The sequence below is a fragment of the Aeromicrobium sp. 10G20-16 genome (assembly GCF_055809665.1).
In genome coordinates this window covers 293,625-306,851 of the sequence record NZ_CM147919.1, presented here as the reverse complement: position 1 = coordinate 306,851, position 13,227 = coordinate 293,625, and the positions used below count along the sequence as shown (strand labels likewise).

The following is a 13,227-nucleotide window of genomic DNA, read 5'->3' as shown; positions in this document are numbered from 1 at the left end:
GCTCCGGCAAAGGCCGCCACGCAAGCGAACCGCCGCATCTACCGAACCGCGATCGCCCGGCCGGGACCGATCGCTCCCACCGAAGGGCTCCACCTATGAACTCCGCACCCGCCTATGACACGTCCGAAGGACTCCGCGCACTCCTCGTCATGCTCCACAGCGGGGAAGTGCGCTGGAGCGATCGCGAAGCCGAGGAGTTGATGGCGTTCACGATGACTAAGTACGGCGCTCTGGCCCGTAAGCACGGCCAAGAGCCGAGTGACGCCGCGGTGGCTGCTTTTGAGGTGCTGCGAACCCGGGCGGCCCGTGAAGCGTTCGACCCCTGGGCCGTCGTGACTCGGGCCGTCCAACTCACCCTGACCTACGAGGCGCGCGCCAACGGGCTGCTCTGCTCGACGGCCCGGGCACGACGCAGCGAGAACTCAGCGTTTCACGATGCCGAACGGTTCAGTGATCGCGAAACGGCGATCTACGAGTACCACCCCGCCTTTCAAGTCGAACAGCTCTCGGAGATCGAAGCTGAGCCAGCCTCCGATCAGGCTGATCAGTCGACCAATGCGTTCGTCGCCGTCGACCGCGCTATCGAAGTGTTCACGAACCTCGGTTGGCCCCGGGAGACAGCGCGGGCCGGCATCGAATACATCTGCAATCGGCTGATGCGAACCGGCTCGCGGCTCACCGCGTTCGAGTACCTACGCCGCGATCGCCACGCGCAAGCGCTGCTCGACCTCGACCAGCGCTGCTGGCTCGCCCTACTCCGCGCGGTCCTCGGTATCCAACATCCCGACCGCGAGCAGACAAATGCCGGACGTGGCGTCCTCATGCTGCTGCTGATCGGACACGAGGTCAACGACGTCGTCGCCATGCCCGACATCAAGGCTTCGATCTCGCGCGGAGCTCGTGCGCTTGCCGAAGGCGGGCGTCATGTCTGACCTCACCGGTCACATCGAGCTGGAGCGCACCATCGACTCCATACTGGTGGGCGCTCGACACCGGGACGACCTCGGCGACATCGAGGCACTGATGCAGTCCGTCCAACGACTCGGCCTCCTTCAACCCGTCACCGTCACCCCCGACGGTGTCCTCGTCTGCGGACGACGGCGCCTCGAAGCCGTCAAGCGACTTGGGTGGCGAACCCTACGGGTGTGGGTCCGATCTGGCATCTCCGACGACTTGTCCCGGCTTCTCGCTGAGCGGGACGAGAACGAGCAGCGCAAGGATCTCGACGAAGTCGAGCAGGCGCGGCTGTATGCCGAGATCAAGGTGCTTCTGACCGAGGACGCCGCTCGTCGCCAGGAGGCCACGCGGTTCAGCGCTGCTGCCGATTCAGGTGAAGAAGCAGGTGGTGGCGATTCGCCACCACCGCTTTACGGCACCGGAAAGGCACGTGACCAAGCGTCACACCTCATCACTGGCAGTGCTTCCTATCATCGGCACGAGCAGGTCGACGCCATCAGGAAAGTGGCCGAAGATCCCCATGCGCCGGATGCCGTGCGGGAACTGGCCAGTCGAGAACTCGACGCCATCCGGGCTGGAGCGAAGGTCCACGGCGCCTACACCAGGGTGAAGGACGCGCTGGCACTCGCAACCCCCAACTCACGCACCAATGTGGACGATGGCGTCCACCGTTTGTCTGCAGATGCCTTGGCCCGGGCGAAAGCCGAACAGACGGACCAGCGCGCGCAGGCTCGACGGCAAGCCCGGCCGGATAAGAGCCGCCGAACGACCCGCGCGTTTCTCCTCACATGGGGAGACCTCGACGACTGGAGCGCGCACTACGACGCAAGCGAGATCGCCGAAGAACTGTCAGACAAGGATTGGGAAATGTTTGAGCGAGTCCTCGCCGAGACGCAGGCATTCGCGGACATCGTGCGGCGCGCGCGCAGCGCTGCCCGTGAACTGATTCCCACCTGACGATCGGTAGCACCGAAGCACCTGTCTGCTGTCCCATCCGCAGTCCCGGAGGCGCTCATGCTCTACTCCACCGCCGAAGGCACTCGACGCCGTCGACTGGTTGTCGGAGGGATCGCGATCGTCCTCCTGCTGGCGTCGTTCCTGACCTACACGGTCCTCGCGCATCGCTCAGCCACCACGTCGGCAATAGTTCCGAGGGCCATGCAGCCGAGTTCGGAGGCGGCGCCACCGATCGCGGAGGCGTCACCGAACCAACTGTCGCCACTGCCTTCCACGGCCGATCCTGAAGCATTCGCCCGCCTCGCCGCTGAGGCCCTCTTCGAGTGGGACACCGCCACCGTCATCACGCGCGCCGAACACATCGAGCGACTCGCAAAAGTCGCAGACCCCACCGGTGAGTCGAGCGCCGGCCTTGTCTCCGACATCGAGAACTACCTGCCGACCCCCGAGGCGTGGGCGCAGCTCCAGCAATACGAAACGCGCCAGTGGATCGAGGTCAAATCGACGCGCACGCCATCGTCGTGGCCCAAGGCCGAATCTCAAGCCGGGCCCGACGGATTGCTGCCGGGCACCACTGCGTACAACATTTCGGGGGTTCGCCACCGAGCCGGAGTCTGGGAAGGAGCGTCGGCTAGTTCAGCCCATCATGTCGCCTTCACGATGTTCGTGGTGTGCGGCCCGACCTATCCCCAGTGCTACCTGCTCCGGCTCTCACTACTCGACGAACCCCTCGACTGATCGAGCTTGATGATGGGCAAGGCGGTAGTCGCGGGATTCCTGACACTCCTGCTTGGTCCCGCTGTGTGCCTGCTCGGCGTCGCAGTCTTGCTCAACCCGGCCGCGCAGGCATCGTGTCTTTCGGCGTCGACCACGACGGGTCCGGGCCCTCTCAACGGCCCAGTCGGTGAGTCCGCTCGGGTGGCCTTCCCGCTCCCGTCGGGGACCTGGGTACGCACGAGCGGCTTCGGGATCCGAGTGCACCCGATCACTGGAGTGCGCAAATTGCACACCGGCGCCGACTTCGCAGCGCCAGCCGGAACCCCCATCCTCGCCGCAGCCGATGGTCGAGTGGCCTTCGCGGGGCCGTCTGCCGGCTACGGCAACCTGATCCTCATCGAACACACCGTCAACGGCCAGCGTTTGGCCTCTGGCTACGGACACATGTATTCCAGCGGGGTTCACGTACGTGCCGGTGACACCGTGACAGCCGGACAAGACATTGGGGACGTCGGTTCCGCCGGCTACTCCACCGGCGCCCACCTCCACTTCGAGATCCGTCCAGGCGGAGCGCAGTCAGCCCCCGTCAATCCCGAACCGTGGCTTGCAGCCCACGGCGCAATCGATCTCGAAGGCGGAGCAGAAGCCGGCACAGATGGCTGCGCTGCAAGGCCGGGCGCCGATGCCGCGCCCTACACCGGCACTGGCCCCGACGAGCTGGTCGACGATCCGACGACCGCAGGCAAGATCACTCGGCGCACGGCACACGTCCTGGCTCAGTTGCGTACCAACTTCCCGGACAGTTCTTGGGCGTGCTGGTCAGATCGACCAGGGACTGACAACGAGCACGAACTGGGGCAATCGTGCGACGGCACGTTCGGCAACTCCATCGGGCACGCCGCAACCGGAAACGCACTTACCGATGGGTGGCGAGTGACCAACTGGCTGAAGGACAACGCGAAGACTCTCGGCGTGGAATACCTCATCTGGCAGGGACGCATCTGGTCGGTCGCGCGAGCCGCCGAAGGGTGGCGCCGGTACGACGGTGGAGGCATGTTCGACCCCACAAGCGTGACCGGCGGACACTTCGATCACGTTCATCTGACCACTCGAACCGGGCCGTGATCCGCACCTCCTCGTCATGAATACGCTCCCCGATCTCATCCCGATGGTCGGCCCCGACTTCGGTGCCGTCGGAGGCTCCGGTCAGCTTCGCCAGATCGTGGGGGCGCTGATGACATTCGCCCTCATCATCTCCGTGCTGATGCTGGTCGTCTGTGCCGCGACGTGGGCGGTTGCTTCCGCGAACGGAAGCTGGCAGGCCGCAAGCAAGGCGAAGACCGGGCTGTTCGTCGCGCTGGGTGGAGCCCTGCTCACCGGCAGCGCTCTGGCGTGGACGAACTGGCTCCTTGGTGTGGGCGCGTCACTGTGATGACCGCGCGTTCGGCGTCCACTCGCCGCTCCCCCATCGGTGTGCTGCGCGCACTTGCTCAGCAGACCTTCCACACCACTTCTCAGGAGGAATCGTGATCCGTCTCGGCCTATCACTCGTCCACATGCTGCCGCGCGACGTCAACATCAGCCCAAATTCCGATGGGCTCCCCGGCATCGGTCAGCTCAAGTCTATCGTCGGTGCCTCGATGACAGTCGGCCTCATCCTCGCTGTGCTCGCTCTCATCATCTCCGCGGTCGTGTGGGCACTTGGCTCGAACTCGTCCAACCCTCATCTGGCCGGCCGCGGCAAGCTCGGCGTCCTCGTCGCGCTTGGCGCCGCCATTGTCACCGGAGCCTCGGTGGCTCTCATCAACTTCTTCTGGAACGTCGGTCAATCGGTCTGATCGACATACCCCCGAGAGGACGACCCCATGGTTGACGTCTGCGACGTACCCATCATCTCGACTGTCTGCGACAAGGCTGGAGACGCCGCTGCCAGTCTCGTCACCGCCCCATTCGACTGGCTCGCTCAAGCGATGGGCGGTGCCGCTGGTTGGATGTTCGAGTCGGTCTGGAAGATCTTCGACTCCACCACGATGGTCGACGTCACGAGCAGCGAGTACACGAAGGTCTACAACATCCTGTTCGGCGTCGCCGTGTTCGTCATGTTGGGTTTCTTCATGCTCCAGGTCATCGGAGGCATGATCCGACGAGAACCTGCGGCGCTCTCCCGTGCCGCGACCGGGCTCGCAAAGTCCATCCTCGGGTCATTCGTCGCACTCACCCTCCTCGCCTCGGCGCTGGAGATCGCCGACCAACTCTGCATCGGCATAGTCCGCGCGGCAGGCACCAACATGGAAGAGATGGGCGACCGGATCGCGCTACTCGCAACTGGGCTCGTCGGACTCAACATCGCGGCCCCTGGCGCTGGTGCAATCATCACGATCTTCATCGCCGGACTCGCGATCGGCGCGGCCGTCATCGTCTGGATCAGCCTCCTCATCCGCAAGGCGCTGCTCCTCATCGCAATCGTCTTCGCACCCATCGCCATGGCCGGTTCAAGCTGGGATCAGACCCGAAGTTGGGTTGGCAAGTGGGCGCAGTTCGTGATCGCCCTGATCATCTCCAAAGCCGTCCTCGTGGTGATCTTCCTTCTCGCCACAGCCCAAGTCTCCGCACCGATCGACTCCGATCTCCAGTCCGTCAGCGAACCGATCGCCGGGGTAGTCCTGATGCTCATGGCTGGTTTCGCACCGTACCTGACCTACAAGGCAATCAGCTTCATGGGCTTCGACATGTATCACGCGATGTCAGCCGAGCAGGAAGCCAAGTCCGCGCTCAATCGGCCGCTGCCAATCCCGACGAGCATGCGTTCCGGCTCCGATCCGAGCAAGGTTCTCGATGGGGGGAACGGCGCATCCGGATCAGGCGGCGGCCCGTCACCGGCGGGCGGATCGGGAGGAGGCGCGGCATCAGGTGGTGCGTCGAGTTCTGGTGCAGCGGCCGGTGGCGCGGTGGCTGCGGGCGCTGTGATCGCCAAGGAGGCTGCCAGCGCGGGCGTCAAGACGGGGCAGTCCGTGGGCTCGGCGGCCTCGCAGCAAACCGATGCCGCCAACCAGTCACCGTCGACCCCCACCTCGCCCCATGCCGCCGACGCGGTGCCGAGCACTTCACCGAACGGCCGAAAGGGCTGAGCCATCATGAGCAACCATGCACCAAGCACACGCGACTACGAGTTGTCGCCGGTGAAGTTCTCGCGGCTCGCGCGTCGGGGAGTCCTCCTGGGGCTGTCGGGTGCACAACTGGTCGTGGTCAGCATTGCTGCCGTCACCCTCATCGCCGCGCTCTATCTCGGCGGCGGCATCCTGCTCGCCTATGTCGCGCCCGTCCTCCTGATCTGTGCGGCCCTCGCGTTCGCCAGCGTCGGTGGGCGAAAGCTGGTCGAGTGGTTGCCCATCGTCGGGCGCTGGTCCTGGCGTTCGACCGGGGGCCAGCTCCTCTTCCGTCGTCGTATCGTGAAGCCACGCCCTGCTGGGACGCTTGCGTTGCCCGGTGATTCCGCCCGTTTGCGGCAATGGCACGACCCTGAGAGTGGCGCCGCCATGGTGCACGACCCACACCAAGCAACGCTGACAGCGATCGTTGGCGTCACCCACCCTGCGTTCATCCTGCTCGATCCCATCGAGCAACAACGGCGGGTCACGAGCTGGGGGCGCGTCCTCGCTACCGCGTGCCGCTCGGGCCGCATCGCGTCGCTGCAGGTGATGGAACGGACCTTGCCTGACTCCGGCAAGGGCCTGGCCGAGTGGTGGACGCAGCACGGCCAACAGAACGAGTCTTGGCCCTCCACGACGTACGGCGAACTCATCGACCGAGCCGGCCCGGCCGGCGAGCGTCACTCCAGCACCATGTCGGTGTCGATTGACATGAAGGCGGCCGCCCGTGCGATCCGCGCGGCTGGCGGCGGTAATCGCGGCGCAGCGTCCGTGCTCCGCCAGGAAATGTCCACCATCACCGCCGCGCTTCGAGCCGCCGACCTCGCACCAACCGGCTGGTTGGAGCCGGGCGACCTCGCGCTGATCCTTCGCTCTGCCTACGACCCTGTCGTCGCCCGCGCACTGGAGCGTCACGGCGATCTCGGCCGCGACCTCGCGACTGCTGGCCCAGTTGCGATGAGCGAGAGCTGGAGCACGGTGCGGAGCGACTCCGCTGTTCACTGCGTGCTCTGGATCAGTGAGTGGCCACGGTCTCTGGTGTTCCCAGGGTTCCTTGCCCCACTGCTGTTGTCGTCGGGTGTGCGTCGGACCGTCTCCCTGCTCTACACGCCGATGCGAAACGACCAGGCAGCACGCGACATCCGCAAGAAGAAGACCGAGTACATCTCGGACGCCGCCCAGCGCCAACGCATCGGCCAGATCGAGGACGCTCAGCAGAGCGCGGAGTACAGCGACGTCCTCCAGCAAGAAGCTGACCTCACCGCCGGCCACGGCATCCTCCGCACGACCGGACTCATCGCCGTCAGTGCCGAAGATCCGGACGAGCTGGAGCGCGCCGTCGCTGACATCGAGCAAGCCGCCATCCAAGCCTCCTGCGAAACACGACGACTCTGGGGCCAGCAGGCACAGGCATTTTCCGCTGCGGCGCTGCCGCTCTGTCGCGCCGTCTGACAATGCGCTGGACGTATGCGGTCGCAGGCGAGCGCTTCGAACTGGCGCATTGGATGTGGTGGGCGTCCGGACCGGTCGTCTGTAATCCCGCGACCTTGGGCAGAAGCAATGCGCGGCTGGTAGATGGAGCGCACGCTGTGCCCACTACCTGTTCCACGGCGGCTTCTGCGACACCGACTTCGATGTCAGGTGAAACGCCCGACATGACGCACAGAAGTGGGTCCCCGTCGGGCACTTCTTCCCACGGGTGGCGCTGACCTGCCTGACCCTCGTGAGGGTCAATTCGGCTACCCATTAGGTCTTGTACTGCTTCTTACTACAAGTGGACATCTGCGGTGAATCCAGAATCAGATCACCGCGCTCGGCTGGCTGATATCCCGCCCGGGTTGCGGGTCACCGTTGAAACGGACTTGCCCACGAACGGCCTCAAAGTGCCCCTGTACGAACAAGCGTAGAGCAGTGCGCACCTCTTGATCGACCAGAACAAGAGGAGGCTCCGATGCCCACGTTCGAGGACCCGGCGGCTGACGCCGACGAAGTGCAGACCGCGTTGCGTGCGTTGGCACACGCAACGCGATCAATCGATGACCCTCGCCAGATCTACTCAATGCTCGGGTCGCTCACCTCGTCCATTGCCTCCCTGAGCCAGTCGCTCCACCAACTCGCCGCGTTCCACGACACCCCGTCGAAGGTGTCGACTTGGGTGATCAGCGACTCGCGGACGGCAAAAGTCGCAGCTCAGGAAGTGTCGTGGGAACTCCACCGCTCCGCCGAGATCCTGAACCAGGTCGCCGAGTCACTCGGGCACGCCCACAGCTCCGAAGCGACGATCAGTTACGCCCACCGCGACTCTCCCACCTGGGCCGACATTCCTCACCAATCCATCGACCACGGGCTGGGACTATGACCGGCTGGAACGAGGGTCGTCTTCACAGCGCGGTCCTGGTCTCACCTCGACGCGAGAAGCGCCGGGACCGGCGTACGCGCAAGGCCGCAGCGAAGTCGCTTCTCGCTGATGACCACGAGACACGGAAGGCCAAGGCGCGTACAAAGGCGGACGAGCTGGCTGATGAGCGACGCGCAACTGTGCTGCTGCCTCACGCTGGCGAGTCAGGCCCTGCTGCACTTCGGACACCGGGGCGGCTCCGGCTTCCGCGACATCAGGACACGTCGGCCACTCTCGCTGGCGCGTACCCGTTCCTCGCCGAGGGCGGCCTCGGCAGCGATGGCGTCTTTGTCGGACAGGACCTCTACAGCGGAAGCTCCTTTGTCTACGACCCCTGGGTGCTCTACTCCCGCGGCCTCATCACCGCCCCGAACCTCGTACTCGCGGGGATTGTTGGTGCGGGCAAATCCGCGCTTGCGAAGAGCCTCTACACCCGCTCGATTCCCTTTGGTCGCCGTGTCTACGTCCCTGGTGATCCCAAGGGCGAGCACACCGCAGTCGCCGAGGCCGTCGGCGGAAAGGCCATCGCACTGGGACACGGGATGCCGAACCGCCTCAACCCGCTCGACGAGGGGCACCGCCCGGGCGGCATCGACGACGCGCAGTGGTTGGCACAGGTCACCGCACGTCGCCGCGAACTGGTTGGTGCACTGGCAGAGACTGTGCTCGACCGGCGGCTCACGCCACTGGAGCACACCGCTATCGACATCGCACTGACAGACACTGTTAAGTCCTGCGAAGTGCCCGTGCTGCCGATGGTCGTCGAGCGGTTGCTGGCCCCCAACAAGGCGAACGACACTGATGGTCGACTGGCTGAGGACAGCCGTCTGGCTGGTCACGCGCTGCGTCGCCTTGTCGCGGGTGACCTCGCCGGGCTTTTCGATGGGCCGAGCACGGTTCGCTTCGACCCGACACTGCCGATGGTGTCGCTCGACCTGTCACGAGTCACCGAGAACGCGATGTTGATCTCGGTGCTGATGACCTGCGCTTCCGCCTGGATGGAGTCGGCCCTGCTCGACCCGAACGGCGGGCAGCGATGGGTCGTGTACGACGAGGCATGGCGGCTGATGTCGCATCCGGCGTTGCTGCGACGCATGGACGCACACTGGCGGCTGGCGCGTCACTACGGGATCGCAAACATGCTGATCTTCCACAAGCTCTCCGACCTCGACAACGTCGGCGACCAAGGTTCCGCAATGCGGGCGCTTGCCTCATCGCTGCTCGCGAATGCCGAGACACGCGTGGTCTATCGACAGGAATCCGACCAACTCGGATCGACTGCCGCCGCCCTCGGGCTCACCGGCACCGAGCAATCGCTGCTGCCAACGCTCGGTACCGGGCAGGGGCTATGGCGGATCAAGCACAGGTCATTCGTTGTGCAACACCAACTCCACCCCGCAGAGCTCGAGCTCTTCGACACGACCGGTCGAATGAACGACCCGGGTCTGTCCGCGCACCTGGCGTCTGAGGAGACGACCGCAGGAGGTGGCGATCGATGAAAGCACAGACGCGGGATCTCGCTGCACGCGAGGCGAAGCTCGAAGCGCTCCAGCAGCAACTGACTCAGTCGGTGGGTTCGCTCGTGACCGGCGAGGACTGGAAGCGCGCGCTGGAGTTTGCAGCGAAGTTCCGCTCTCGCTCCTTCAACAACACCATGCTGATCTACGTCCAGCACCACGCCGCCTTTGAGGAAGGCCGTGTGCCCACGCCGATGCCGACCTACGTGGCCGGTTTCAAGCAGTGGATCAACCTCAACCGGCACGTGATGAAGGCGCAGTCCGGGTACGCGATCCTTGCGCCGGTCACTGCTCGCTTTGCGTCGTCCACTCCGCAGAACGCTGAGTCGTGGCGGCGCTTGGGTCGTGGTGAGAAGCCGCAGTGGGGCGAGGCCGTCCGCTCCCGTCTCGTTGGCCTGAAGCCGGCGTACGTCTGGGACGTCTCGCAAACCGACGGGGAGCCGATTCCCGAGACTTCCCAGCCAGTCTTGCTCAAGGGACAAGGACCCGAGGGGTTGTGGGACGGACTCGCCGACCAGATCGAGGCACGCGGATTCGGGCTTCGATTGGTGTCCAACGCGACGTCGATCGGAGGCGCCAACGGACTCACTGACTACATGACCCGCGAGGTCTCGGTGCGAATGGACATGGACGACGCAGCCCAAGCCAAAACGCTCGCACACGAACTGGCGCACGTCATGCTCCACGGTCCAGACAACGCGGACGCAACGATGCACCGCGGGATCGCCGAGGTCGAGGCTGAATCCGTAGCACTCATGGTCGGTGCGGCACACGGGCTCGACACGTCGTCATACACCGTGCCGTACGTGTCATCGTGGGCAAGCAGCGTGCCGGACAAATCCCCAGTCGAGGTCGTGCAATCGACCGCCGAACGTGTCCGTGGTGCAGCGGTCATCATCCTCGACGAGCTCGACACCCAGCAGGTTGGCGACGGAGACCCACCAGGACTCATACGCGACACGCCGGCCGCGAGACGAACGGCCCCAACAGTCGTGCCGCGTCTCGCGTCTGAGCCGGCAGGGGTTCGATTGTGAGTGTGTTGCATGCCGGAGCGCCGTACCGCCGCGACGACCGCGCGTCTCTTCGAGTGCCCGTGGTGATGCCGCTCGTCGAGGTCACCATCAACGACGCGGGGAAGCTCGATGTCCGCCTTGACCGGGAGCCGTACTCAGTTGACGGTGCTTTGCAACGCGAGGATCTCTCGCGCGTTCTGTCCGAGATTGCCAATGATCTTGGGACGCCTGCGCGGGTTGAGATCCGCGAGCCAGACGGTTCGACCTTCACCGACATCGTGACGCCATCACTGCCGACACCAGCACCAGCGGCTGACCCCAAACCGAATACCGCACTCTTCTCTGCGTTCGGGATCGCCGGCGATGGCTTCGCGCCCGGCGAGGAAGTCGCCGTCGCGGTCATCGTCGCGCGGCAGGTAGCGAATGAGAACGGCACGGCGCAACTCCGCTTGCCACCTGCGCTGCTGGCGGATCGACCCGGCGTCGTCCTCTTCGGTCGGGCCTCCGGCACGATCGCACTCGGCGACGGCGCGCCATGATCCAGGGCGGACGCTCGGTCGATGACGAACTGGTGAACCTGGGCCTCATCCTGATCACAGCAGTCGGCTCACTCGCTGCGATGTTGCGCGTGGCCGGAACGATAGCCGCGTGGCTCGCCCGCACTCCCCGGCCAGAGGGTGGGCTTGAGTCAGGCTTCCGTGTCCTCACCAACCCCACAGACCCAGCGGGGGCGTTGGAATCCTCGGGCACTCCCGCCGTCCTCTACTGGTTCGTCTTGGTTGTGCTCGCTGGCCTCGTCGGCGTGGCCGCATACGCCGCGTGGCGGCTCATCGCCAACACCAAGCAGACGGCTTCCCGCGACCCGCGACGGATCGCGGGCGTCGCGACGGCTCGTGACGTGCAAGGCGTCGCGTCTGAGAAGGCATTGCTCGCACGAGGTCACACTCTGCGACCGTCACTGTCTCGACCGACTGCTCGCGACATTGGGTACCTGCTCGGTACATCGCACGGGCGCGGCGTTTGGGCCTCTGTCGAGGACTCGATCCTGCTGCTCGGCCCGCCCCGGTCGGGCAAAGGTCTACACATGGTCATCAACTCGATCCTCGATGCGCCCGGGGCAGTGATCACGACTGCAACCCGGCCCGACAACATCGCCGCAACGCTGACAGAACGTCAGCGCTGTGGTCCGATCGCCGTGTTCGATCCCCAACGTCTCGCCGAGGGAATCCCTGCAGGTCTGCGGTGGTCGCCAGTTCGTGGCTGCGAAGACCCACTGACCGCGATGATCCGAGCCACCGGGCTCGCGTCGGCCACCGGCTTGTCCGCGGGCGGGGTCGAGTCTGGAGGGTTCTGGGAAGGCAAGACACGTACTGCGCTCCAGTCGCTGCTCCATGCCGCAGCTCTTGACGACCGCAACCCGAGCGAACTGTTTGCCTGGACGCTCTCGCCGTCAGCCGCATCCGACGCCGTCGCGATCTTGTCGACCCACGCCAATGCCGCACCGGGATGGGCAGACGCGCTGGAGGCCATGATCCACTCCGACCCCCGTACCCGGGACTCGATCTGGATGGGCGTCTCGTTGGCGCTGTCTTGCCTGGCCGACCCCCGCGTGCTCGATGCCGTCACCCCGCGCCCGGGTGAACATTTCGACCCCGTCGAGTTCCTTACCAACAACGGCACGCTCTACCTGCTCGCGACCGGCGCCGGAGCCGGCGCCTCATGGTCACTGGTCGCCGCCTTCATCGAGGACCTGGTGGAGACTGCTCGACATCTGGCCGCCGCGTCGCCCGGCGCCAGGCTTGACCCACCGCTGCTGCTGGCACTCGATGAGATCGGTAACCTCTCACCGCTACCCTCGATGCCCGTACTCATGGCCGAAGGCGGTGGCACCGGGATCACCACCATGCCTGTGCTCCAGTCGCTGTCCCAGGCTCGCAACAAGTGGGGTGACCACGCTGCTGGCGCCATCTGGGATGCCTCGATCGTGAAGATGATCCTCGGCGGAGCTTCCTCAGCCCGCGATCTTCAAGACCTATCAGCGATGATCGGCGAACACGACGAAAGAACCGATACCACCTCAGTTGGCGATCACGGCTCGAGATCCCTCCAACGCTCCACGCGTCGAGTCCCAGTCATGCCGCCCGAGACGATCCGCACCCTGCCGTTTGGGACCGCACTCATACTTCTACGGAGCTGCAGCTCCGATAGTCACTGACATGCTCCCCTGGACCGCGCGACACGACGCCCAACGCATCCGGGACGAGCGGACCGGTATCGAGGAAGCTCTGCGCCGCGGATAGGCGGGGCGGCGAAACTCTGCAGCGCACGTCCCTTCCGCCCACGAAGGCCAAGTGCATAGCGCCCACTAACACGCACCCAGATCAGGCCTCCGTCCCGGGAACGACATCGGACGGGTGTTGTGTGACGGGTCGCTTCTGGGTCGTGCGCTAGAGGCTGTCGTCACCGTTGATGTTCCGCGTGTGGAAACGACCGCACCGAGGCCGCCGAAGGCCGATTCC

13 protein-coding genes are annotated in these 13,227 nt (G+C 65.3%); all 13 read left to right on the top strand.

Translation table 11 applies throughout. The features are described 5' to 3' along the window. Positions 1 to 95 precede the first annotated feature (95 nt). Entirely contained in the window at positions 96 to 932 is an 837-nt protein-coding gene (locus AC0L5F_RS01505; RefSeq protein ID WP_473314836.1) for a serine/arginine repetitive matrix protein 2, read from the top strand. Then, positions 925 to 1,914: a ParB N-terminal domain-containing protein gene (locus tag AC0L5F_RS01500; protein ID WP_473314835.1), complete on the top strand. Its 990-nt coding sequence runs from the start codon at positions 925 to 927 to the stop codon at positions 1,912 to 1,914. The genes AC0L5F_RS01505 and AC0L5F_RS01500 overlap by 8 nt, the downstream gene beginning before the upstream one ends. 57 nt (positions 1,915 to 1,971) lie before the next feature. Continuing rightward, the gene (locus AC0L5F_RS01495; RefSeq protein WP_473314834.1) at positions 1,972 to 2,652 is read left to right on the top strand and encodes a hypothetical protein; all 681 of its coding nucleotides are present in this window, start codon (positions 1,972 to 1,974) and stop codon (positions 2,650 to 2,652) included. Between the two features lie 255 nt (positions 2,653 to 2,907). After that, positions 2,908 to 3,756: a M23 family metallopeptidase gene (locus AC0L5F_RS01490; protein WP_473314833.1), complete on the top strand. Its 849-nt coding sequence runs from the start codon at positions 2,908 to 2,910 to the stop codon at positions 3,754 to 3,756. Positions 3,757 to 3,799: 43 nt separating this feature from the next. After that, positions 3,800 to 4,063: a DUF6112 family protein gene (locus tag AC0L5F_RS01485; protein ID WP_473314832.1), complete on the top strand. Its 264-nt coding sequence runs from the start codon at positions 3,800 to 3,802 to the stop codon at positions 4,061 to 4,063. A gap of 94 nt (positions 4,064 to 4,157) precedes the next feature. Beyond that, positions 4,158 to 4,469: a DUF6112 family protein gene (locus AC0L5F_RS01480; protein WP_473314831.1), complete on the top strand. Its 312-nt coding sequence runs from the start codon at positions 4,158 to 4,160 to the stop codon at positions 4,467 to 4,469. A 27-nt stretch (positions 4,470 to 4,496) separates the two neighbouring features. Next, positions 4,497 to 5,759: a TrbL/VirB6 family protein gene (locus AC0L5F_RS01475; RefSeq protein WP_473314830.1), complete on the top strand. Its 1,263-nt coding sequence runs from the start codon at positions 4,497 to 4,499 to the stop codon at positions 5,757 to 5,759. Between the two features lie 6 nt (positions 5,760 to 5,765). Beyond that, entirely contained in the window at positions 5,766 to 7,232 is a 1,467-nt protein-coding gene (locus tag AC0L5F_RS01470) for an SCO6880 family protein (RefSeq protein ID WP_473314829.1), read from the top strand. A 499-nt stretch (positions 7,233 to 7,731) separates the two neighbouring features. Further along, entirely contained in the window at positions 7,732 to 8,139 is a 408-nt protein-coding gene (locus AC0L5F_RS01465) for a hypothetical protein (protein ID WP_473314828.1), read from the top strand. Beyond that, a complete protein-coding gene (locus AC0L5F_RS01460; protein ID WP_473314827.1) occupies positions 8,136 to 9,677 on the top strand; it encodes an ATP-binding protein in 1,542 nt (513 codons plus the stop codon). Before AC0L5F_RS01465 ends, AC0L5F_RS01460 begins: the two co-directional genes overlap by 4 nt. Then, positions 9,674 to 10,729 carry a serine/arginine repetitive matrix protein 2 gene (locus AC0L5F_RS01455; protein WP_473314826.1) on the top strand — a complete coding sequence of 352 codons (1,056 nt, stop codon included), beginning with the start codon at positions 9,674 to 9,676 and terminating at the stop codon, positions 10,727 to 10,729. The genes AC0L5F_RS01460 and AC0L5F_RS01455 overlap by 4 nt, the downstream gene beginning before the upstream one ends. Then, positions 10,726 to 11,247, top strand: coding sequence for a hypothetical protein (locus AC0L5F_RS01450; protein WP_473314825.1), 522 nt, complete (start codon positions 10,726 to 10,728; stop codon positions 11,245 to 11,247). The genes AC0L5F_RS01455 and AC0L5F_RS01450 overlap by 4 nt, the downstream gene beginning before the upstream one ends. Further along, positions 11,244 to 12,923 carry a type IV secretory system conjugative DNA transfer family protein gene (locus AC0L5F_RS01445; RefSeq protein WP_473314824.1) on the top strand — a complete coding sequence of 560 codons (1,680 nt, stop codon included), beginning with the start codon at positions 11,244 to 11,246 and terminating at the stop codon, positions 12,921 to 12,923. The genes AC0L5F_RS01450 and AC0L5F_RS01445 overlap by 4 nt, the downstream gene beginning before the upstream one ends. Positions 12,924 to 13,227: the final 304 nt, after the last annotated feature.

Coding starts and splice junctions, on each gene's coding strand:
- AC0L5F_RS01500 (WP_473314835.1), top strand. CDS start 925: ATGTCTGACCTCACCGGTCACATCGAGCTGGAGCGCACCATCGACTCC.
- AC0L5F_RS01445 (WP_473314824.1), top strand. CDS start 11,244: ATGATCCAGGGCGGACGCTCGGTCGATGACGAACTGGTGAACCTGGGC.
- AC0L5F_RS01470 (WP_473314829.1), top strand. CDS start 5,766: ATGAGCAACCATGCACCAAGCACACGCGACTACGAGTTGTCGCCGGTG.
- AC0L5F_RS01475 (WP_473314830.1), top strand. CDS start 4,497: ATGGTTGACGTCTGCGACGTACCCATCATCTCGACTGTCTGCGACAAG.
- AC0L5F_RS01485 (WP_473314832.1), top strand. CDS start 3,800: ATGGTCGGCCCCGACTTCGGTGCCGTCGGAGGCTCCGGTCAGCTTCGC.
- AC0L5F_RS01455 (WP_473314826.1), top strand. CDS start 9,674: ATGAAAGCACAGACGCGGGATCTCGCTGCACGCGAGGCGAAGCTCGAA.
- AC0L5F_RS01495 (WP_473314834.1), top strand. CDS start 1,972: ATGCTCTACTCCACCGCCGAAGGCACTCGACGCCGTCGACTGGTTGTC.
- AC0L5F_RS01460 (WP_473314827.1), top strand. CDS start 8,136: ATGACCGGCTGGAACGAGGGTCGTCTTCACAGCGCGGTCCTGGTCTCA.
- AC0L5F_RS01465 (WP_473314828.1), top strand. CDS start 7,732: ATGCCCACGTTCGAGGACCCGGCGGCTGACGCCGACGAAGTGCAGACC.
- AC0L5F_RS01505 (WP_473314836.1), top strand. CDS start 96: ATGAACTCCGCACCCGCCTATGACACGTCCGAAGGACTCCGCGCACTC.